At 42.1% G+C, this 21,755-nt stretch carries 17 protein-coding genes; 11 read left to right on the forward strand and 6 right to left on the reverse strand.

The window, feature by feature from the left end; translation table 11 throughout:
- Positions 1 to 192 precede the first annotated feature (192 nt).
- A complete protein-coding gene (gene cqsA, locus AB4583_RS19840) occupies positions 193 to 1,374 on the forward strand; it encodes an alpha-hydroxyketone-type quorum-sensing autoinducer synthase (RefSeq protein WP_372118998.1) in 1,182 nt (393 codons plus the stop codon).
- A gap of 150 nt (positions 1,375 to 1,524) precedes the next feature.
- Here cqsA and AB4583_RS19845 read toward each other — a convergent pair whose 3' ends face one another.
- The 3 genes from AB4583_RS19845 to AB4583_RS19855 all read right to left on the reverse strand — a co-directional run bounded on the left by AB4583_RS19845 (position 1,525) and on the right by AB4583_RS19855 (position 5,855).
- A complete protein-coding gene (locus AB4583_RS19845) occupies positions 1,525 to 3,573 on the reverse strand; it encodes a response regulator (RefSeq protein WP_017069832.1) in 2,049 nt (682 codons plus the stop codon).
- 256 nt (positions 3,574 to 3,829) lie between these two features.
- Positions 3,830 to 4,627, reverse strand: a complete 798-nt coding sequence (locus AB4583_RS19850; RefSeq protein ID WP_241823399.1) for a TauD/TfdA family dioxygenase — start codon at positions 4,625 to 4,627, stop codon at positions 3,830 to 3,832.
- A 328-nt stretch (positions 4,628 to 4,955) separates the two neighbouring features.
- Positions 4,956 to 5,855, reverse strand: a complete 900-nt coding sequence (locus tag AB4583_RS19855) for a Vmh family MBL fold metallo-hydrolase (RefSeq protein WP_017066263.1) — start codon at positions 5,853 to 5,855, stop codon at positions 4,956 to 4,958.
- Between the two features lie 160 nt (positions 5,856 to 6,015).
- Between AB4583_RS19855 and AB4583_RS19860 the strand changes: the two genes are divergently transcribed.
- Together AB4583_RS19860 and AB4583_RS19865 are read left to right on the forward strand one after the other, a co-directional pair.
- Entirely contained in the window at positions 6,016 to 6,909 is an 894-nt protein-coding gene (locus tag AB4583_RS19860) for a LysR family transcriptional regulator (protein ID WP_017069834.1), read from the forward strand.
- A gap of 145 nt (positions 6,910 to 7,054) precedes the next feature.
- Positions 7,055 to 7,456: an ACT domain-containing protein gene (locus tag AB4583_RS19865; protein WP_017069835.1), complete on the forward strand. Its 402-nt coding sequence runs from the start codon at positions 7,055 to 7,057 to the stop codon at positions 7,454 to 7,456.
- Positions 7,457 to 7,562: 106 nt separating this feature from the next.
- Here the strand turns inward: AB4583_RS19865 and AB4583_RS19870 are convergent, their stop codons facing one another.
- Both AB4583_RS19870 and AB4583_RS19875 read right to left on the reverse strand, forming a co-directional pair.
- Positions 7,563 to 9,449, reverse strand: a complete 1,887-nt coding sequence (locus tag AB4583_RS19870) for a methyl-accepting chemotaxis protein (RefSeq protein ID WP_017069836.1) — start codon at positions 9,447 to 9,449, stop codon at positions 7,563 to 7,565.
- Positions 9,450 to 9,792: 343 nt separating this feature from the next.
- Positions 9,793 to 10,509 carry a DUF1826 domain-containing protein gene (locus AB4583_RS19875; protein WP_017069837.1) on the reverse strand — a complete coding sequence of 239 codons (717 nt, stop codon included), beginning with the start codon at positions 10,507 to 10,509 and terminating at the stop codon, positions 9,793 to 9,795.
- Positions 10,510 to 10,785: 276 nt separating this feature from the next.
- Between AB4583_RS19875 and AB4583_RS19880 the strand changes: the two genes are divergently transcribed.
- The 4 genes from AB4583_RS19880 to AB4583_RS19895 all read left to right on the forward strand — a co-directional run bounded on the left by AB4583_RS19880 (position 10,786) and on the right by AB4583_RS19895 (position 13,178).
- Complete coding sequence (locus AB4583_RS19880) at positions 10,786 to 11,358, forward strand: YceI family protein (RefSeq protein ID WP_017069838.1); 573 nt, start codon at positions 10,786 to 10,788, stop codon at positions 11,356 to 11,358.
- A gap of 321 nt (positions 11,359 to 11,679) precedes the next feature.
- Entirely contained in the window at positions 11,680 to 12,375 is a 696-nt protein-coding gene (locus AB4583_RS19885; RefSeq protein ID WP_017059114.1) for a VC0807 family protein, read from the forward strand.
- Positions 12,376 to 12,733: 358 nt separating this feature from the next.
- Positions 12,734 to 13,009: an HU family DNA-binding protein gene (locus AB4583_RS19890; protein WP_017069839.1), complete on the forward strand. Its 276-nt coding sequence runs from the start codon at positions 12,734 to 12,736 to the stop codon at positions 13,007 to 13,009.
- Between the two features lie 25 nt (positions 13,010 to 13,034).
- Entirely contained in the window at positions 13,035 to 13,178 is a 144-nt protein-coding gene (locus AB4583_RS19895; protein WP_017059112.1) for a hypothetical protein, read from the forward strand.
- Positions 13,179 to 13,380: 202 nt separating this feature from the next.
- On the opposite strand, the gene AB4583_RS19900 is transcribed toward AB4583_RS19895, so the two are convergent.
- Complete coding sequence (locus tag AB4583_RS19900; RefSeq protein ID WP_017065483.1) at positions 13,381 to 14,475, reverse strand: UDP-N-acetylglucosamine 2-epimerase; 1,095 nt, start codon at positions 14,473 to 14,475, stop codon at positions 13,381 to 13,383.
- A 193-nt stretch (positions 14,476 to 14,668) separates the two neighbouring features.
- Between AB4583_RS19900 and AB4583_RS19905 the strand changes: the two genes are divergently transcribed.
- The 4 genes from AB4583_RS19905 (at position 14,669) to AB4583_RS19920 (ending at position 21,569) form a co-directional block, all read left to right on the forward strand.
- Entirely contained in the window at positions 14,669 to 16,402 is a 1,734-nt protein-coding gene (locus AB4583_RS19905; protein WP_017069840.1) for a glycosyltransferase family 39 protein, read from the forward strand.
- Between the two features lie 20 nt (positions 16,403 to 16,422).
- Positions 16,423 to 17,400 (forward strand): glycosyltransferase family 2 protein, encoded by a 978-nt coding sequence (locus AB4583_RS19910; RefSeq protein WP_240700362.1) that lies wholly within the window; start codon positions 16,423 to 16,425, stop codon positions 17,398 to 17,400.
- Between the two features lie 1,294 nt (positions 17,401 to 18,694).
- Entirely contained in the window at positions 18,695 to 19,597 is a 903-nt protein-coding gene (locus AB4583_RS19915; protein WP_136974869.1) for a VirK/YbjX family protein, read from the forward strand.
- Between the two features lie 268 nt (positions 19,598 to 19,865).
- On the forward strand, positions 19,866 to 21,569 hold the full coding sequence (locus AB4583_RS19920; RefSeq protein ID WP_372119008.1) for an FAD-dependent oxidoreductase: 1,704 nt from the start codon (positions 19,866 to 19,868) through the stop codon (positions 21,567 to 21,569).
- Positions 21,570 to 21,755: the final 186 nt, after the last annotated feature.

The following is a 21,755-nucleotide window of genomic DNA, read 5'->3' on the forward strand; positions in this document are numbered from 1 at the left end:
AGAAGGCTATTATTCCCATCTGAACTAGGTTAAAGCCCCGAACCGTAAGGAAAATCACTCGCCTCAAAACCCTTAAATACTGAGTTTGCAAGCACGCACAAAAATATGCAACTTGGCTAATGACACCTCACTTTTAATCGTCAATATACAGCCGTCAGCGCTGGCGTTTTCCTGTATTTGAAGAGAACTATTATGAGTGATAAAACAAAAACCAAACCACTACCTTCCTTTATCGAAGAACGCTTGAACTTCTATATTCAAGACCTAATTACCCAGAACCAAAGCCAGAAGCATTTAGTATTGGGTAAACGCCCCCAGCGTAATTCCGTTGTGATGCAGAGCAATGATTACTTAGCGCTGTCACACAACAAACAGATCCAACAAGCCCATCAAGCGGCGATCTGTGAGCACGATGACAACGTGGTGATGTCTGCCATTTTCTTACAAGATGGTCAGTCTAAACCTGCGTTCGAAACTGAGCTTGCGAACTATGTTGGAATGGAGAGCTGTTTGCTTTCTCAATCGGGCTGGGCGGCCAATATTGGGCTATTGCAAACCATCTGCCCACCGGGCACACCTGTGTATATTGATTTCCTTGCACACATGTCGCTATGGGAAGGGATTCGGGCTGCCGGCGCAGTTGCCCATCCGTTTATGCATAACAATATGAATCACCTACGCAAACAGTTAGAGCGCCACGGCTCAGGTGTCATTGTTGTCGACTCTGTTTACAGCACAATAGGCACCATTGCCCCACTACGCGACATCTACGAAATGGCGCAAGAGTTTGATTGTGCGGTCGTCGTTGATGAATCCCATTCACTGGGTACACATGGAGAAAATGGTGCAGGCTTAGTACAAGCATTAGGGCTCACCAACCAAGTAGACTTCATCACCGTTAGCTTGGCAAAAACCTTTGCTTATCGCGCCGGGGCAATCCTTGGTCCTAAACAACTGTCTAGAACCTTGCCGTTTGTCGCGTACCCTGCGATTTTTAGCTCGACGGTGTTACCACAAGAGGTGGTTCGTTTAGAGAAAACGTTGGAGGTGATCAAAGGTGCGGAAGACAAACGAGAAGCCTTATTCAATCGGGCAAAATCGCTGACTACGGGGCTAAAGCGAATTGGCTTTAATATCCGCAGTGAGTCTCAAATTGTAGCGCTAGAGTGCGGCAATGAAAGAAACACTGAACGTGTGCGTGACTTCCTAGAGCAGCGTGATGTGTTCGGTGCAGTATTCTGCCGCCCTGCGACTGGCAAGAACAAAAACATCATCCGTTTTTCAGTGAATGCCGATATGACACCAAGAGACATTGACCATGTGCTCACGGTTTGTCACGAAGCGTACCATCACCCCGAGTTAGAGTTCGTGTAACCTTGTTCAAACCATATTTATAACCAACACCAACGGCAGGACTGAATGGACGCTATCATGTCGCGATACAAAAAGAGCCCAGCAATTCGCTGAGCTCTTTCTTGAATCTATGTCTACCCAATGGCCGTGAACTTCAGACTATTACACCCGCTAAATCCAGTGAGCAATTTTATCAAACAGTCGGTTTTTATCGGCAGGTTTAACAATAAAGTCTGACATGCCTGACGATTCCATTTTCTCTAAAGTGACTGGCGAGCTGTCACCCGTGTGAGCAATAATTGGCACTGAAGAGTATGCTTTGTTAGCGCTTCGAATTCGACGAGAAGCTTCAACACCGTCCATGATTGGCATCTCGATATCCATCAGAATTAAATCAATATCATCGCTATCCAACGCGTCTAAGGCTTGTTGCCCATCTTCTTTCTGTACGACATCAAAACCCTGCTTTTCCAATAACATCGCGGTAAATCGGCGCAGAGATTCGTTATCATCGACCACCATGATCGTGCGCTTATTGGTAGCCTCTAACGGTTTTACAGAAACTGATGGCATCACATAGTTGGAGTCGAAAAGTAAGCGTTCGATGGTCGCCTTGGTATTCAGTAGCCAAACTTGTGTTTCCACCCAAATAGGTTCAAAAGCAACGTTTCGGACACGTTTAATTGGGTGATGTTCATACAAATAGATGATTCGAGCTTCAGTGAATGAAAGTAAAGATTCAACCCTATCGAGGCAACTTGCTCTTAAATCCAAGCTCTCCATGTCAACGAATATCAAGTCGAATTCGAACTGGTATTCCTTATTTTTAAGCGCTGATGCTACATCCAACACCGTGAGCTCAAACCCCATAAAACGGGCTACCTCAGTCATTTTATTGGTGAGAACTTTCTGGTCACTCACCATTAGCACAGTCTTAAGTTTAGTCAGTTCATTCTTGATTTCTTTCACCGAATGGGAAGACAAAGACGGAAAAGTCATCGTGAACTGTGTCCATTGATCCACTTCAGACTGACATTTAATTTCACCACCAAACGAGCGCATTACCTTCTGACAAAATGGCAAACCTAAGCCGTAATTACCCGATTGGCCAGTAGTATAAAAGTCCTGAAAAATGCGTCGAATCACATCATTTGAGATGCCTGATCCGTTATCGGTAACCATTATTTGATTGGCCACTTCATCACTACACATGGTGACATGAATATGAAAATCTTCAGGGCTGCGATGGTGGAATGCGTTCTTGAACAAGTTATACATCACGTACTTCAACAAAGTGTCGCTACCCAAGAAATCAAAGTTACTCTGTACGTCTAAAGAGATTGCTGATTTATCAGCAGAGCGCTTGTAATTGAAACTGTCTATCGCATCCTCAACCACCGCTTGCGCTGAATGCTTCTTAAACGTAGATCGAGAGACTCGGTTTTCATCAATTGAAGTCAGTAACAGATCTATCGTTTCGTTACCGGAATGAATGATCTCCATCGCTTCATCGCCCACTTCACGCAACTGAATCACTTCTTCATTGCTTAACGCATATTGCCCTTTTTGATCGCCACTTTTAGGGTTCGGCAATATGGACTGCATGACATCAATAGAGGTAAGTAATCCGCTTAGAGGGTTTCGCATCTCATGGGCAATACCCGCACCAAAAGACTTCGCCAATGACACCTTGTTTTCATGTTCCACCTGATTGCGGAAGTAGAACAAGTTGCCGAATAAGTAGATAAACAAAAAGATTGGCACATGCGTCCAATCCATTGTGAGTTCGAGGTAGAAGCCTTGTGCAATCCAAGCGCACAAGGTAGCAATCCCAATACCGGCAAAGGTTTGTGCAAACATCACTCTCGTCACGTGCACCAATAAAATATGGAGGAAAATAGCCGACATGAATGACATAACCCAAACGTTGGACCAATTATTCATTAGCAGCATGTAGAAGAAGAAACCTGGCAAACAGATAGTTACGGCAACTTGATAATAAGCCGGAAGGTATTTTCGCCATTCAAATGGGACGCGATTGCGAAATATAATGCCAAAGAACAATACCGAGCAAAACAGGCGAAGCGCTAAGTTTTCGTAGGGTTGCGGGAACAAAAACTCCCACACAATGTAGTAAATTGGGAAGCCGACAAAGCCCATCCAACCCACGAGGGTTAAATTCGGTTCTGCGTACTGGTAAACTTTACGAATCGCGTTCATACGAAATACTTTGCTCTCTAAGCCCTGACGTTTATTAATTCTATGATTTGGTTTTTATACTTATATTTTGGCGCCGATTATATTACACATCACGTCCGAGCAGTGAGGTTTCAATCAAATATGTACCAACGCATTTGTTTTTATTATTAAGCGTAGATGAATGATGCACCCTGCTGACGCTTAAATTTAAGTACGAGTGCTTGGTTCAGGGATGGGCATGCGCGGTGTTCTTTTGATAACTGTGTTCAGCTTACTGCTATGTCACTGTTACTCGATGCATTTTTCTTGGAGTATCCCCGTAATCTATCACTGCGTAATGTTGCGTTACCCTGTTATCCCAGATCGCCATTGAGCCGTTGTCCCATTTGAAACGAACTTGAAACTCAGGGCGCCTCGCAATTTCAAACAGTTGGCTGAGTAAAACATCACTCTCTTTGCGGTCGAGTTCGTTGATATAACGAGTAAACTGTTCATTGATACAGAGCGTTTCTTTATCCGTTTCAGGATGAACTTGAACAACAGAGTGAACCACTGGCGGATTCTCCTGTGCTGTTTTAATCAAGGATTTGTGCCAATCGAGATCAATGTCTTCTGATTCTATACCTTCAAAGGCCACAAGCGAATGAGTCGCCGACAACCCTCTCAACTTAGCTTTCATATCTTCATGTAGAGATTCAAAAACCGCAGTCATAGAACACCAGATAGTGTCACCACCAATGCTTGGAATGTGTTGAGCATGCAACAGGGAAGCTTTCGACGGCAAGCTGCGCCACGTTAAGTCGGTATGCCAATAACTTTCCTTTGGCGCATTGCCACGGGTTGTTTCAATCACACTCACCTGTGGCGCACTTTCCACGTGAGGGAAGAAAGGATGTGCAGGTTCTAACGTTCCAAAGCGCTGTGCAATCATCAAGTGTTGTTCTGGAGACAAAGTCTGCCCGTCGAGAAAGATCACTTGATGGGCAATAAGTGCCTGATACACCTTATCGAGTTCATCAGCACTGCATGTAGAAAGCTCTAGTTCGTGAATACGAGCGCCGATGTGAGGAGTAATGGGTTATATTTTCAACATACTTTCGCTTATTGGTGATATTGAGTTGCAGGGCGGATCTGGCTACTAGGCTAATCTGACTACTAACAGTAAACCGGGTAAATGCTGATTTTCTTTCTCACTTGAAATAGAAAGTCGTCTCTCCGAAACAAAAAAAGAGCTCCTAAGCTGGAGCTCTTTTCGTTTTTTGATACTTCCTGTATCCATAGACAAGTCCAATCTGTAGTACTTTCACTGAAAGCCAGATCATCGATATCTCCAGTTGTGTATCACCAATAAATCTAGCATACAATCTTCAGACTGTTCTGGGACACAACCGAGATAATCAACTCTAGTGCCAAGCCATCTCGCCGCTTAGCACTTTCGCGCCAAGTTCTAAATCGCCTTCCGTAGCCTCAAATTTCGGGTAGGCTTTCTTCATGTAATCACTGATCTCGACCGATGTTGGATTACTTTTGCTCGCCAACGCTTTTTCAATATCAGCCACATAATCCTTCGTGAAGTGAACTGCATTTATTCCTGTTGGCATTTCACCTAAATAGTGACCCGGAATTACAACCTCTGGCTCTAGTGCTTTCATACGCTCCAACGATTGTGACCACTGGCTACGAATCTCTTTCGATGCAGTATCTGCCATCCATACATGCACACCGCTATACACCGACACGCCACCAAACACCGTTTTTTCAGACGGAACCCATAGGTAAGCTTGGTGTGTATTTATCTCTTTCACTTCGATGGTTTCACCTTCGATGCTTAATGTTGTGTCGTTCATCACCATTGGAACAATCACCTTAGAGGGTGCGTTGCCTTCTAATATAGGCCCCCAGTATTCAAGCTTTGCATCTTTGGTGCGTTTGATATGCGCGACAACGGCTTCACTGGCAACGACTTTAACGTTAGGAAATGCCGAAACTATCGGTTCCAAACCAAAGTAGTAATCTGGGTCGCCGCTACTGATGTAAATCATCGATAATTTTTTGCCAGTCGCTTTGATTTGCTCCACCAAATTTTGTCCATCAGCCACACTAAATTGCGCATCAAACAGAATCACTTCTTTCTCACCCGAGACCAATACCGAGCTTGCCGGGAATATCGCGTTCTCGCCGGGGTTATAGTGAGTAATGTTCAGTTCTGTCGCTAGCGCAACACTTGATGCCAGCACGGTTCCTAGGCTTATGGTTCCTAAAAGCATGCTTTTTGATAACAGGGTTTTCGATAACGTATTCATGGCTTTATTCCGATATTTGGAGTTGAACACCTGCCAACTCGCTGAATGTCCAAATATCTTATTTGATTGTTTTTAGATGAAATAGACATCAAATTAACTTTAACTGTTGCAGTTTTCGGACATATACTGAGGTCGGTTTAATTCTCTAGGCAATAAAACAATGGATAAACTCGAGGCAATGAATGTCTTTGTCACCATAGTGGAACGTGGCAGTTTAAGCGCAGCGGCAGAGCACCTTGATCTCTCACGAACCAAGGTCACTCGTTATTTGGGTGAGTTAGAAGCATGGATGGACACACGCTTGCTTCACAGAACAACACGAAGCTTGAGTTTAACCAGCGCAGGTAAAGAAACACTTGAGGTCGCCAGAGAACTTTTGGCACTGGAAACATCCCTAGCTGGGATCAGAAACCAAAACCGAGAGCATTTAAAAGGTCAGCTGCGTATTACTGCGAGCTACTCGATTGTCGATAGCTTCTTGATGGAATCAATTAGTCGCTTCATCGCCAAATGGCCAGAGGTTTCTATCGACATTATCTCGACTGATCAGACCGTCAACCTGGTTGAGTCACGCATCGATTTGGCCATTCGCATAACCAACGAACTGACGCCCAATATTGTCGCGAAGCAGATCGGTGAATGCCGCTCCGTGATTTGCGCATCGCCTCAATATCTAAAAGAGAAAGGCACACCCACAGAAGCCCAAGATCTAGCGCACCACAACTGTTTATCGTTCAGTTACTTTGGCAAAACCGCTTGGACGTTCAATGGCCCCAATGGGCTCGAATCGGTTCCGATTAAAGGGAATATCAGTGCAAACACCTCAGAGGTTCTGCTTTCTGCCACACTCAAAGGCAACGGTATCTGTTTACTGCCCTTCCCTTCAGTGGAAACCTTGATGCGTGATGGTCTATTAGTGCCACTGCTTTCTGAATGGCAACCTAAAACGCTCGGTGTTCATGCTATTTATGGAACGCGTAAACAAGTCACACCGCTGTTAAGAGCCTTTATCGACCATTTATCTGACGAGATGGAACAATCGACAAGTTGGTAGAAGTACGATGCCATCACTAAGGAGGAAAACTTGCCATTAGTAAAACTGATGCAGAATTAAAATCATTAATTTTACTTAACTGTCAGTTGCTTCTATCGTGACTGCATACATCATCAATTAGCTTATTAACGCAGGGAAACTGACTATGACTGCCATTACCGATTTAGACATTTTGTTAAAGTCCATGTCACCAGAACTCATTGAAGGCAACTATGTTTTCTGTACTGTCGACGGAGCGTTAACAGACTATGTTCAGCTCAATCCAATCTCAACTTTTCGTGAGAAAGAAGGTTTAACGCTGGTTCTGGAAGAAGACGTTGCGACCAAAGCTCAGCTAAACTTCGACGGTGTATTTAGCCTTATCACTTTATCGGTACATTCGAGCCTTGAAGCGGTTGGATTAACGGCGGCGTTTGCGACAAAGCTTGGCTCTTACGGCATTAGCGCTAACGTGGTTGCGGGCTACTATCACGACCACATCTTCGTTCAAAAAGACAAAGCAGAAGCTGCAATGAGTGCGCTGAAAGAGTTTTCAGAAGTAGATTAGTAAAGAATTCGATTACTCACAAATACAAAAAAAGCGACGTAATCTACGTCGCTTTGGCTTATTGCTTAACGTGCACTCACTGATCAGGCATCAGTGAGCGAACCTGTTAAGCAAGCTTAAAAGTCGCCACTTTGTCACTTAAGCCAGCGGCTTGGCTCTTAAGTTCGTTCGACTCAGTTAAGCTGTCCTGTGCGCCCACAACTAGGTGGTCGGTAACATCTTTAATGGTCGTCACGTTCTGGGTAATTTCACCCGTCACATGTGTTTGCTCTTCAGCAGCCGTCGCGATTTGAGTCGCCATATCGCTGATCAAAGCAACCGCCGTGTTGATCTCTTCAAGCGCATGCGAAGCTCGATCGGCATCTTCTACTGAATGTATTGCCAACTTAGAACTGCTCTCCATCAGCTCTACCGCTTGCGCCGTTGTACGCTGCAGGATATCAATTGTTGATTTGATCTCTTCCGTTGAAGAGTGGGTACGCTGTGAAAGCACACGTACTTCATCCGCTACCACAGCAAATCCACGACCTTGTTCACCAGCACGAGCCGCTTCAATCGCTGCATTCAAAGCAAGTAAGTTGGTTTGTTCTGCAATGCCTTGAATCGTTGCGAGTACAGTCGAGATCTCTTGAGCATGCTTGTTAAGTTCGCTAATCACACTACCCGCTTCATTAACTTCATTGGCTAGGTTATTGATTGAACCTTTGGTATCCACAACCAGAGCGTGACCACTGTTAGTGCTTGTCGCTGAATCTTGCGCCGCTTTTGCTGTTTGCTCGGCATGCGATGCTATCTCTTGCGTGGCGCTCGCCATTTCAGTTACGGCCGTCGCGACCATAGTGATTTCTTGCTGCTGATGATTAAGCTCATCCACCGAACGGTTCGCACGCTGAGCACTTTGCTCTGACTGGCTGTTTAGCTGTTCTGACTGCCCACGGATATGGCCAATCAACTGCTGTAAGCTTCCAACAAAGGTATTGAAGTTATGAGCCAACTCGCCCACTTCATCTTGGTTTTCAACATGAATGCGTTGAGTTAAATCACCACTACCATTCGCGATTTGCGCCAGTGCTTGAGAAACGTGGTTCAACGGGCGGAATAGAATCGTACACAACAGGTTAAACAGTATGGTACATACGATCACCACAAGTAGCGTCACCAACACTTGACCAATCACTGCATCAAATAGTGGCGCAACCAGAGAGTCATGGTTAACAACGCTCACAGTAATCAGGCTCGTTCCATCAATCGCACGTGCGTACAGAACATAGTCGCTGCCATTCAACTCGATAGAAGTGTCTTTACCGCTAGTCAGCGCCTTTTGTACGTCCGCAAAATCTAACCCAAGTGAGCTGATGTTTTTGTTCAGTAACTTGGTGTCAGGGTGCGTATAAACCGTGCCTTTATTGGTCGCGATGAACATGTAACCTTCACCTGGAAGAATCACCTGCTCTAGACTGTTTAAGATGTCTGTAATTTCTACATCAGCACCCAACACAACCTGTTGCCCATGCAGTTGCATTGCTGTTCCTAATGAAACAACGTTCGCCCCAGTTGCTGCAGCAACCGTAGGGTTATCCATGAACACCTTACTAGGGTTTGCTACCGCGTTGGTGTACCAACCCCATACGCGTGGATCATCATTGCCCGGTGGCAACACAACACCGTTCGCGTTCTTTTGCGAACCATCAGGAAATGCCAAGAAGACATTATCAAAAGAGGCTGAGTCACGAACCTGTTTTAGATGAGTCACCAAGCTTTCTTGTTTGGACTCTTTCGAAAGAGAAGTAAGCGCACGCTCTTTGGATAAGATCCAATCCGATACATATTGATTGTACGAAGCCGATGCGCCCTCTAAGCGCTGTTCAACTTCAATATCCAACCTTTGCAGTGAAGCACGAAAAGACAATGCCTCGACCAAAATCCCCCCCAGGATAATGGCCATACTGGCTGAAATCGCCAGCTTATTTTTAAGCGAGAGTTTCTTGAACATAGGAAACCTATAATTTGGAAGTAATAAACCGTGGCGAACAAATTGATTGCCAAAGCGGTTTGCAAGCGGGATATATTTTACGCTTTAAAATAAATTAAGAAACCGATGAGGAACTGAAATATTGATATATGTGAGTAAGTGCACGCATCGTAACCCATTGATTTAGAGAATGGTAAACTCTAAATTTTGAATTAATGTGCTAAACATGGTCAGCTGATGAGTGTCTCTGTTTGAGAATAATAACGGCACAGATCGCGCTATACCGTTAGATCATTAGGAAGGTATTTAAACGTGTTGAACGTCTGAATAGAAACAGGTTGCGGACAAAGTAGTCAAAAGTTGATCAACCAAAGTCCAACGTTAACAGCAATCGTGTTTCGTCAGATGAAGTGACTGGTGAACGGTGAACAAGGCCTCTATTCTCATTGCCACTCCAACGCTCCCCTTTTAATAACGCAACATCACCACTAGCCATTTTCTGGATGTCAGATTCGTCGTTGTACAGGCCTGAAACAGAATCAGGCTGTCCGTTAGCCCCTAGCCCTAGCTTAGAACGGTCGACTAAGTCGTTTGGTAACCATTGAGTCGCAACACCATGATAAGTTGTCACCAAGCGGCAAGGCACTTGATCAAAATGGAAACGTGGGCACATCGCTTGATTCAGAACGGCTAAACGCAACCCGACTTCTTCAAGCTCAAACAAACAACAGAACATATCCACCAGCTCTGCCATGTTTTCTAACAGCGCTTTAGAGGCGGTGCCATCGGTGGCAAATTCCAACTTATCGAAAGCATTTTCAGGTGACACGCTAACAGACTTACTAAAGTTTGGATTCAAGGCGATAAATTCACTAATTGCCGTCGTTAAGCCTTCATCAAACTGTCGCTGCCATACCGCTATATTAATATCACTTTGGTAGATATCCGCTAATACCGTTGGCTGCTCAGAAGCACTCAAGCTTGGCTTGTGATTTGCCTTATCCTGAATACTCACAGCTGAACTAATGTTGAGTGGCTGGCTGCTATTGGTAGCCAAAGGCTTGGTTAACACGGCATTCATTACGTCGTCTCCTTGATACATGCTCATCGCTTCCCTTTTACCAACAGAATAATTATTCTTGGCAAGAGTAATTTCGGTTATGTTATAACATAGCTAAAAATAAACAAGTCACTTCGTCGATCATGATTCCAGTAATACAGCGACGCTCTTCTTTTCCTGCGGTAATTTTTCGAATGCTGAACTAAGCTTCTCTCAATCACTCTTTCCAAAAAGTCATTTTAAAAACGTACGACTCAAGAACGTAAACCTGTGAATTCATCAATCTGGTGACAACTTATGAAAAAACTAATCTCTACATTCGGCCTCCTATGCACCGTTATCTCCGCTCAATCTTTCGCGGAGTCGGGCTACACATTAGATCCGAAGTTATCGAACATCACATTCGCGACCATTAAAAAGCAGTTTGTTGTCGAGCCCGCATCCATCAAACCTATGTCTGGAGGACTTACCGAAGAGGGTCAGTTTTCAATAGTATTGGACTTGAAAAGCGTGAGCACCGGAGTCGCTATTCGTGACCAGAGACTGAATGAACTCTACTTTGAATCGATGACTTTTCCTGAAGTGAAGATCTCTGGGAAGGTTGAACCGTCGATGCTATCTGGTGATCCAAAAAGAACAACAGTAGCAGCGGAAGTTACTTTACACGGCGTAACCAAAACGATCGACTTCCCAGTTGTGGTGGTTCCATCCTCAGGGTTTGTCATGGTTAGCTCAGCTTCGACAATCATCGTCAACGGCGCTGATTTTGGGATCTCGACAGAGAATCTAAACAAACTTTCAGCGACCGTGGGTGGATTAGCGATTTCCGACCAAATCCCTTTAAGCTTTAACCTACTTTTCGACCAATAATGGACTTATAACTATTCCTTTCTATTCTCCCTCATTTCACATTCATCGATCGTTTGAGAGCGGTGAATGTGAGTAAGAGTACGCGACAACGCAATAAACTGAATTAGGTTTGAATAAACTAAACCAAAATTTCCACTCGATTTCCCCAAGTCGGCCAGATAAACATCCCTCACAAAGTATTAAATTGAGCGTTATATAGGCTCAGAGATGTCGTTGATGTCACATGTCGTTACACAGCATGACGCCTTAAGGCTTTACATCTTGGGCGAGGTAAACAACAATCCCTGAGAACAAATCCATAACATAATGTATTTAGAAATTATGAGTAACACAGAAAACAAAAAATCGAGTCCTCTTTTCGAAGTCGTGTTTAACGTCTTTCTTCCTTCATTCATTTTAATGAAGTTCAGTGGAGATGAGCATCTCGGAACAGGCTTAGCTTTGCTTGTTGCCCTTGCCTTCCCTATTGCTTATGGTGGCATGGAGTTAATCCGCAATAAGAAGTTCAACTTCATCGCTGCGCTCGGCTTTGTAAGCGTGCTATTGACGGGCGGTATTGGTTTCTTTGAGCTAGACACTCGTTGGTTAGCACTAAAAGAAGCATTAATCCCTGGTCTAATTGGTTTGGCGGTTCTTGGCTCAACCTTCACCCGCTACCCGTTTATCCAGAAAGTTATCTTCACACCGGCCCTGTTAAATATCTCTCTTATTGAAGAGCGCCTAAAGCAGTTCGGTAACCAAGCAAAGTTTGATCGTTGTCTAATGACATCCAACTACCTATTCGCGAGTACTTTCGCATTTTCTTCAGCTATGAACTACTTCCTAGCGACTTGGATTGTGACTAGCCCTGCTGGCACCGCTGCCTTTAATGAAGAACTTGGCAAGCTGACACTTTACAGCTACCCAGCAATCGCTATCCCAAGCATGCTGATGATGTTAGGTATTTTCTACTACATTTGGCGTCAAGTTCGCACGATGACATCACTAGAAACAGAACAAATTTTTATTACTAAATAGTTCTGAATTAACAAATCGCTCTGACTGCACAACAAAGAAGCCCAGCAATTAAGCTGGGCTTCTTTGTTTTTGCAGTTTCGTTTGTCAACGTGATAGATGACAGCTTCGATTTGGATTATGAATCGAACGGGCAACCCTAATGCTCTTTTCTCAAGTAAATTTGGGCAACATGTCTATAAACCAATAATAATCAATGAATTGCATTGATTGAACCGACAGATGCTTTTATAGTCAATTCTGTTGGTTACTTTACAAAGCTCTACCCGCTCACTGACATTATTTCAATTGCTGTTGATAAGATCGCATAAGCTAGGTGCTAAAGGTAGACGCCAGCCGTACTCAATAAGGAATATAGATAATGAACAAATCTCAATTAGTTGAACACATCGCGACTTCTGCAGACATCTCAAAAGACCAAGCAGGCACAGCACTAAATGCGCTAGTTGAAGGTATCTCTACTTCGCTTGCGAACGGTGATGACGTATCGATCCTTGGATTTGGTAGCTTTAAAGTTAACTCTCGAGCTGCTCGCACTGGTCGTAACCCGCGAACCGGAGAAGAGATTCAGATTGCCGCATCAAAGACGCCAGCATTTAAAGCGGGCAAGGCACTAAAAGAGAAGTGCAACCTGTAACACAAAAAACACAAGGAAGATTACGATGACGACTAAGGAAAAAGCGAAAACGAGCCGAAGCAAAAAAGCAGGCAAGTCGACTAAAGCGCAAGCCGAAACGCCTAAGACTCGTCAACGCATTGAAGAGCTTCTCGAAGAGCGTGAACTGGCTAAACTGTTAGAACTTTAGTTTATATAAGAACTAAAGTTTAGGTTTAAGCAAGGTGATAGTTTGTTATCGTTCTAATGCCACTGCAGATTTGTAGTGGCATTTTTGATTTAGGCTTGTCTTAGTGATCTATGACGTCAGCAACTACAATGAGTTTGTTCGTTATGGTTACGTATCGCTAACTCTTAACACCCACCCAAGTAGATGATCAAAACTGGTTTTATCACAATGACTTAGTTACGTTGTCGATAATGATTTCACTGGGGCTTCTCTTGAGAACTTTACTCGGGCGACGATATTCAGAATAGTTTTCAATGAAACTATCAATCACGTTATAGTCAAAATATGAAAGAACTGCATTATCACCAAGTCCATCTTTTCTCTCTGTTTCATTTCTAATAACTAAACATGGAATTCCGAGAAATGCGCATTCTTCCTGATTACTACCGCCATCAGTAACCATAAACTCAGATTTCGATATGAGTTTATTAAAGTTCAAAAATGTCATACGAGGAATTAAGTCTAGATTGATGTTGTTTTCCAAAGTTCTATAAAGCCCATTCTTCTTAAGTGCTTCTCTTGTTGGAGGGTGTAATATAAACTTAACTTGAATAACATTAGTGAGTTTTTCTATTAGTTCCACTATTTTCTTCAAACCACTTATATTTGATATCGTTTCGAATCTATGGAGTGAGACAGTAGCGTAGCGTTCTTGTTTATCAGAGATAGAATTGGTCGATAATTTATTTATAGAGCTAGCAAGTTGTATAGTATCAACAATAGTATTCCCATTAGTGTTGACAACTTGTTTATTATATTTACTTACGTTCTCTGCAGAGAGTTGATCCTGACAATAAAAAACATCAATTAATCCCAATTTAGCTGTAACAACACGAGTTATTTCCTCAGGAAAAGGCTTGAGTAAATTAAAAGAACGTAAGCCAGCTTCGACCGAGGCGACCCTTAATTTCTGGCTTTTAGCCAAAATAGCACCTAATAACAATGGGGGGGCATCACCATGAATCATTACGATCCCGTCCTTATCTCCTCTGAATAACTCCCGTTTATTATAAATACCGACAAGTAAAACCTTAATAGACCATGCAACCATCTGTATACTGCTAACGATATCTCTATTATCGTCACATAAAACATAATCTGGCTCTTTGATTCCAAATTCAAATAATATTTCTAATATAGTTTCTCTATGCTGTGCCATAAATATAAAATTGTATTCAACATTTCTATCTTGAAGATTTTTCATAATGGGAATCATTTTTATGAGCTGAGCGCGAGTACCAATCAAAATATGTATCATAAATAGTTCCATAAAACAGCTTATTTCATACTTTTATCTTAGCCCAACAGACGACAAACCGTTAGCTAATCGTCTAAGTAATCAAGTTCTAACTCACTAAAAACAAGAAAATCCAAAGGTACTATAGTTAGAAAAAGCAACTGAGCTTTTAGATGAAATAACAAAGTCTTTGGAAGTTTAGGGTAGAAGGAAAATGTTTGAAAAAACAAATAGTAAGCCTAATATATTAAATAGAGATATCAAGGTAAGCAGAAGTTCCATTATGCTTACCTTGATATTTCTAGCTATAGTTCTTCGAGTATACACCGCGTTCAATTATGAGGTTAATTGGGATGAATTCTACTATCTGTCTTTTGTTCATCAGTTTTTAGCTGGAGAATCGATAAGTAGCTTTCAAACATTCCATGTGCATGTTTTCACTTGGTTAAGCTGGGTATCCGATAATGAGGTTAACCAAATCATTGTTGCTCGTAATGTTATGCTGTGTCTTCAAATTGCTACAGGATTTTTTATATTTAGAATTTGTCGTAGACACCTTGGTAGATCCGCTTCTCTATTTGCGGTTTTAGCTTACTTTTCATTTTCATTTGTAATTAGGATGGGAGCTAGTTTTCGGACAGACCCTATTGCAACTTTTTGCTTAATGGCTAGTTTAGATTATCTGCTAAAACTAGAGTATTCTTTCAAACGAACATTGATTACTGCATTGCTTACTGCCATAGCATTCCTTATAACACTAAAGTCTGTATTTTATCTTCCTACTATTATCCTAATTTCACTTTTATCCATTGTACAATCTTCCCAAAAACGTAGAACTAGCATTATCCTTTCGCGATATTTTATTTTAGTCACGTTACTGTTTTTATCTCTATACTTTTGGCACTCACAAAGCATTACATCAACAACCGAGAACGATGCTATATCAATGCTAAGTGGGGCAAACAAAACACTAAACCATAATTTATTTTTCCCTCGAGCTAATTACTTTATATATACATTAGGAACAGACTTAGGCTTTTGGTTTACTTTAGTTTGTGGCGTTTACTTCTGCCTATCTTCAACAATTAAAAATAATAATATTGAAATAAAATTAGATTACTTAAAGCTCATGACTTTGATACTTCCTTTATTATCTATTCTTATTTATCGTAACGCATTCCCCTACTTTTATTCATTTATATTAGCTCCTTCAGCAATTTATTTCGGCCTAGCTTGGGAGGTATGGAATCAAAGAAAAACTCGTAAGCGATACATGAGAATAAGCCGTGGGGTTGTTTTTTTGTTTGTTTTTAACCTAATATTTCAAAGTATTTATTTGAAATATTCCCGGAACTTAGATTATCAGTATCATTTTATTAATGTTGTTCAGAAGATATTTCCTGAACCTGTCGCCTACATAGATAGGTGCTCTATGATCTCATCATACCCTCAGAAAGGCTTTTTCATGAGCTCTTGGGGGATGGATAACTACTTAATAGCAGGGCAGCCTATACTTAAGCTTGCTATTGAAGATCACGAACCTAAATTTTTGATCGTGAATTCAGAATACCTTGAGTTCATTCACAGCGAGAGCAGTGTGGGATCAATCTATTTGGCTCTTTTAGAAGAAGATAGGAAAGCTATTAAAAACAATTATATAAGTCACTGGAATGAACTCTATGTTGCAGGTAAAGAGTTGCTGTTAACTCAAGAGGATAACGCCGTGACGTTTACCTTAAATATCTCTGGTAATTACACTTTGGAATCAGATTCAAAAGTAATCATAAATAACAAAGTTATCCACCCACAAGAAATCGTCGCTTTATCAAAAGGAAAAAGTACTATTAAAATTTTCGAAGATACAGGTACATATACACTTCGTTGGGGGGAGAATTTATATAGGCCTAAAGAGAGCAATCGAGAATCTCGTATGTTTAGCGGATTTTAAACAAACCAGAATAAATAGAGGTGGCAAAATTGAAACTAATTGTTCAAATCCCTTGCTATAACGAAGGAAGTAACCTCAAATCAGTAATCCGAGGTATACCGGAAGAGATCAAAGGTATAGATAAAATCGAGATACTTGTTATAGACGATGGTTCTACAGATGATACGGTTGCTATAGCGCAACAGTTAGGCGTGGATTACATAGTAGAGAGCACGAGAAATAAGGGTTTAGCCCACGCGTTTCACCTAGGGTTAGAAACCTGCATAGATAAGAAAGCTGATATCATTGTTAATACTGATGGTGACAACCAATACAATGGCTCTGAAATCTCTAAGTTAGTCGAACCCATACTGAATAAGAGAGCTGATATTGTCGTCGGAAACCGAGGTGGTTATAACAATAAACATTTCTCATTTTTCAAGCGAACCCTTCAAGTGTTAGGTAGTTATATCGTGTCCAAAGCGACCGGCTTAGACATAAAAGACTCAGTCAGTGGTTTCAGAGCAATATCAAGATCAGCAGCACAACAAATAAATATAGTATCAGAGTTCAGTTACACGATTGAGATGCTTATTCAAGCTAGTGCGAAAAAGCTCGGTGTAATCTCCGTTCCAATCCACACTAACGAGAAGACTAGAGAGTCTAGGCTATTTTCAAGTATTCCTCACTTTTTAAGGATGTCTATTTCCACATTAATTCGTATCTACACAATGTACAAACCCTTGCGTGTGTTCTTTATTTTAGGTGCCATAATGGTTGCCGTTGGTGTATTACCCATCATTCGTTTCCTATACTTTTTCATGGATGGGGGTGGCGATGGCCATATTCAGTCCTTATTACTCGGCAGCACATTATTAATACTTGGGTTTCTCACTATGATTGTAGGATTTGTCGCAGACCTAGTAAGCTTCAATCGCAAGTTAATGGAAAAACTGCTGTACCGAATCGAGAAACTAGAGGATAGGTTAGCGAATGAAAAATCAAAAATATCAAAGTAACCGTCTAAGGGTTTCGCTTGGTGTCTAATATACGAATACAGGTAGAGAAACTAGGTTGGCTTATATCTATATCGCTAATTATATGGTTTTGTTATCAGTCATCAATTCAATTATCAATTTGGTACACGATTAATTGGAGCTACGATCTAATATTAGTCCTAGTCGGAAGTATTGCTCTTTATAGCTGGACGTTAATAAACGGTGGTTTAGTTAGCTACTACCTACTGAAATCCGTAGGAGAAAGTAGAGGTAACATAACTCAGGTCGTTTCAATAAACCTTGTAGCTCAATTGGCAAAGTACTTACCCGGAAACATAGCACACCATATAGGGCGCGTTGTGTTATCTGAAAAGTTAAGAATGAAGCGAAGTAAAATTCTCTTGAGTATGCTTATCGAAACCATTTGGGTAGTTGGAGTTGTGGTTATCTTGACCCTATATCATGGGATCCATCAAGGGAATGACTTCATTCACGAATCATCCATACAAACACACGTACTTATACTTAGTTTGACTATTACCACTATTGTCTTTGGGCCGAAGATCTTTCGGCATTCGTTTGTTCGCCTGTATGCTTGGTTTCTATCAAAACAAGACGTGGCACAAATAGACGAACTTAAACTCCCTACGTTACCAATTGTGATGGTGAGTTTAGTAACATATTTATTTAACTATTTACTATTGGGCGCGGTAATATCTTTAGTTGGAGGAGCACTGTTTGACCTTTGGGAACTCGATATATTGACACTAGGGAGCATTTTCGCGGTCGCCTGGATTGTTGGATTCTTCACCCCCGGGTCCCCTGCTGGGATCGGAGTTAGAGAACTTGTTCTGGTTAGCCTACTTAACCCAATTTACGGTTCAGAGGTTTCTTTAGCGATAACCATGATATTGCGTCTAACCACTATAAGCGGAGATGTTACAGCCTGGGTTATCGGTGCTTTTATGTGGTCAAAGTCTTATACAGAACCCTAAAACCGAAGCTAACCTCCACCAGATTCGATAGACCAAATACTTTTCGGCTTGCAACTCTAAAAGCACGTAACCCGTAAAAGGTGCAACATTGTTCCTATAAACGACTCTTTTATAGTCATCAATCCAGTTCCCTTCCACATAACAAGGCATAATCGAACAAGAACCACTCACTAAGTAACTGATTAGGTTACATAGCTATACATATCCATACTTACCCAAATCGCCTTTTTCACTATCATCATTTTCTTGTTATTGGTCAGATTATTGGAAGGGTTCATGACACGACTGTGTTCGAGCAATCCTTCTTCTTTGAGGTGATTATGAATGTCGTTCGCATGGGGATTGAAGCAAATACCCATAAAAATAAGGGTAAGTACAAAGCGATAGTTAAGTTTACTATTCGAGCCCTGTTTTATTATTCAGCTACTCGAAAAATGAGTAATAATTTCAACTCTGAAGAGAGAAAGTTATTATTTATCAAGCAACCCAACTTCCTTTCTAAATTTGTGACTCCCTACTTATGTACTGGCTTTAGCAATAAAGAAAAGACCGATATCTTATCCAAACACTACGACTGGTTTGAAAACACCTTCGCAACAGAAGCTAGACACCAAATCTATAACGAAAGGCTCAATCTTTTAAAACTTGAGATAGATGACAACGTTTATCTGGTTAATCTCAGCTTCGAAAGAAACGCGAGAAAAGAAGGTGAACTGACAATTTCATTGACCAACTCTCAACTCGAAAAAATGTATACCATTTCGTTTACTGTTTTCGACAATAACATCTACATCGGCGGTATACAGGGTGGCGCCAATGACAATGGATTTAGTCGCACATTCACCAAAGCTTTTTACGGTTTAAGACCTAAATCCTTCATGGTAGAAACACTACGACTGCTCGCTATTAACTTGGGTATCGACAATATCTATGCGGTAAAAGAGTCTGGTCATGTCTCGAACTCATTACGCTACGGTAAGAAAAACAAAGACATCAGCCTTAAATACGACAGTCTGTGGGAAGAGCACGATGGACAGGTGCATGATAACTATTTCTATCGTCTCCCGACAAACCCGAACAGGAAAGATCTTGAAGCTCTAAAACGTCAAAAGCGTAAGTTGTATCGCGAGCGTTATGCCTGGCTAGATCTGTATGAACAAGATCTGAAGAACGTAATCAGTCAGCACATCCGTGATCCTGTTCATTATGCTCATGACAGTTAATTTGGCTAACCTGTACTCGACTCGCTAACGCGTATTACCTTTACTAGCGTGCTTTAGTCTAATCACAGCCCTTGGACCAAACGCTCAATCCCGAGGTGATAGCTTTAAAATAAATATTAGACAATGCTAATTTACATCTTTATAGTATCTAGGTATTTCGAAAACTACTCAATCGCCGGCGACCAGCCAGTACTGATCATTAAGAAGATACAAGCTCTATGCTCGGCAATTTGTATAGTTAAACTTAGAGACAGTAATAGGTAAACGTATGACTAAAATTGTAATCATCGGTGGCGTTGCTGGTGGAGCATCAGCCGCAGCACGTGCTCGTCGCTTGAGTGAAGATGCAGAAATCATCATGTTCGAAAGAGGAAGTTTCGTCTCGTTCGCCAATTGCGGCTTGCCATACCACATAGGTGGCGACATTAAGGACAGAAGCAAGCTCCTCCTGCAAACTCCGGAAAGCTTCTTAGCTCGATTTAACGTTGATGTTCGTGTGATGAACGAAGTCATCTCCATTGATCGACACAACAAGCAGGTTACTGTTAAGAACCTATTGGATAATAGCGAGTATACTGAAAGCTACGACTTCTTGCTCCTTAGCCCAGGCGCAGGTCCTATCGTACCGCCAATCCCTGGTATTGATAACCCACTAACCCATTCGCTACGTAACATTCCAGACATGGATCGTATCATTCAAACGATCCAGATGAACAAGCCAGAACACGCAACGGTTGTCGGTGGTGGATTCATCGGTCTAGAAATGATGGAAGCCTTCCACCAATTGGGAATTAAAACCACGCTAATTGAGATGGCAGATCAGGTGATGACACCTGTCGACCGTGAAATGGCTGGTTTTGCTCACGCTGAAATTCGCGAGAAAGGTATTGACCTTAAACTAGGCGTTGCTCTTCAAGCGATCGAGTACATGCCGAATGAGCAGATAGCCAGCATCGGCTCTGGTGAAGATACTGAACATCAGCATATTGAAGGTGAACTAAATCTTACTCTCAGCAATGGTGAATCGCTAACCACTGATATCTTAATCATGGCTATCGGTGTGCGCCCTGAGACTAAGTTGGCCAAAGAAGCAGGACTTCAAATTGGTGAACTAGGTGGTATCTACACCAATGAAATGATGCAGACCAGCGATTCTAGCATCTACGCTGTGGGTGATGCGGTGGAAGAAAAAGACTTTGTAACAGGTGCACAAACTCTAGTTCCGCTTGCTGGCCCTGCTAACCGTCAAGGTCGTATGGCTGCCGACAATATGCTTGGACGCAGTGAAACCTATCAAGGTACACAAGGCACGGCTATCTGTAAGATTTTTGACCTCGCCGTTGCCTCAACAGGGAAAAATGAAAAACAGTTGAAGCGCGAATGCGTAGACTATGAAAAAGTCTATGTGCATACCGCAAGCCACGCTAGCTACTATCCTGGCGCTGAGATTGTCTCGTTCAAGATGTTGTTCGATCCAAAAACAGGCAAAATCTTTGGTGCGCAAGCAGTGGGCAAAGATGGTGTCGATAAACGAATTGATGTGATGGCTGTTGCCCAACGTGCAGGCATGACTGTAGAGCAGCTTCAACACCTTGAGCTCACTTACGCGCCGCCGTATGGCAGTGCCAAAGATGTGATCAACCAAGCCGCATTTGTTGCCAACAATATTATTAAAGGTGACGCGACACCTATTCATTTCGATGAGATTGCAACATTAAGCGACAACCAACTCCTACTCGATGTTCGTAACCCTAGCGAACTAGAAAATGGTGGCTTTATTGAAGGCGCAATCAACATTCCTGTCGACCAACTGCGTCACCGCATGGACGAACTATCAAAAGACAAAGAGATTGTAATCTACTGCCAAGTCGGGTTACGTGGTAACGTGGCTTATCGCCAACTCGTCAACAACGGCTTTAAAGCACGCAACTTAATCGGTGGTTATAGAACACTCATGTATGCAAAAGCTTAAGGATTAATACTTAGTCGCCGGTAATGGTGCGCGGACACTTACGGGCTAGTTGCTGAGAGAAAGTCGCTCATAAATAGATGCGAGTAGTTAATAGTAAACATTGAAAAACCGAGCTTGGCATTTAAGTAAGTGCCAAGCTCTTTTATTATTCGTAGGAGTCAATAAAGTAAGCGTGCCATGAACACC

Origin of the sequence: Vibrio sp. 10N.222.49.C12 (assembly GCF_041475025.1) — a bacterium.
Classification (GTDB): domain Bacteria; phylum Pseudomonadota; class Gammaproteobacteria; order Enterobacterales; family Vibrionaceae; genus Vibrio; species Vibrio crassostreae_C.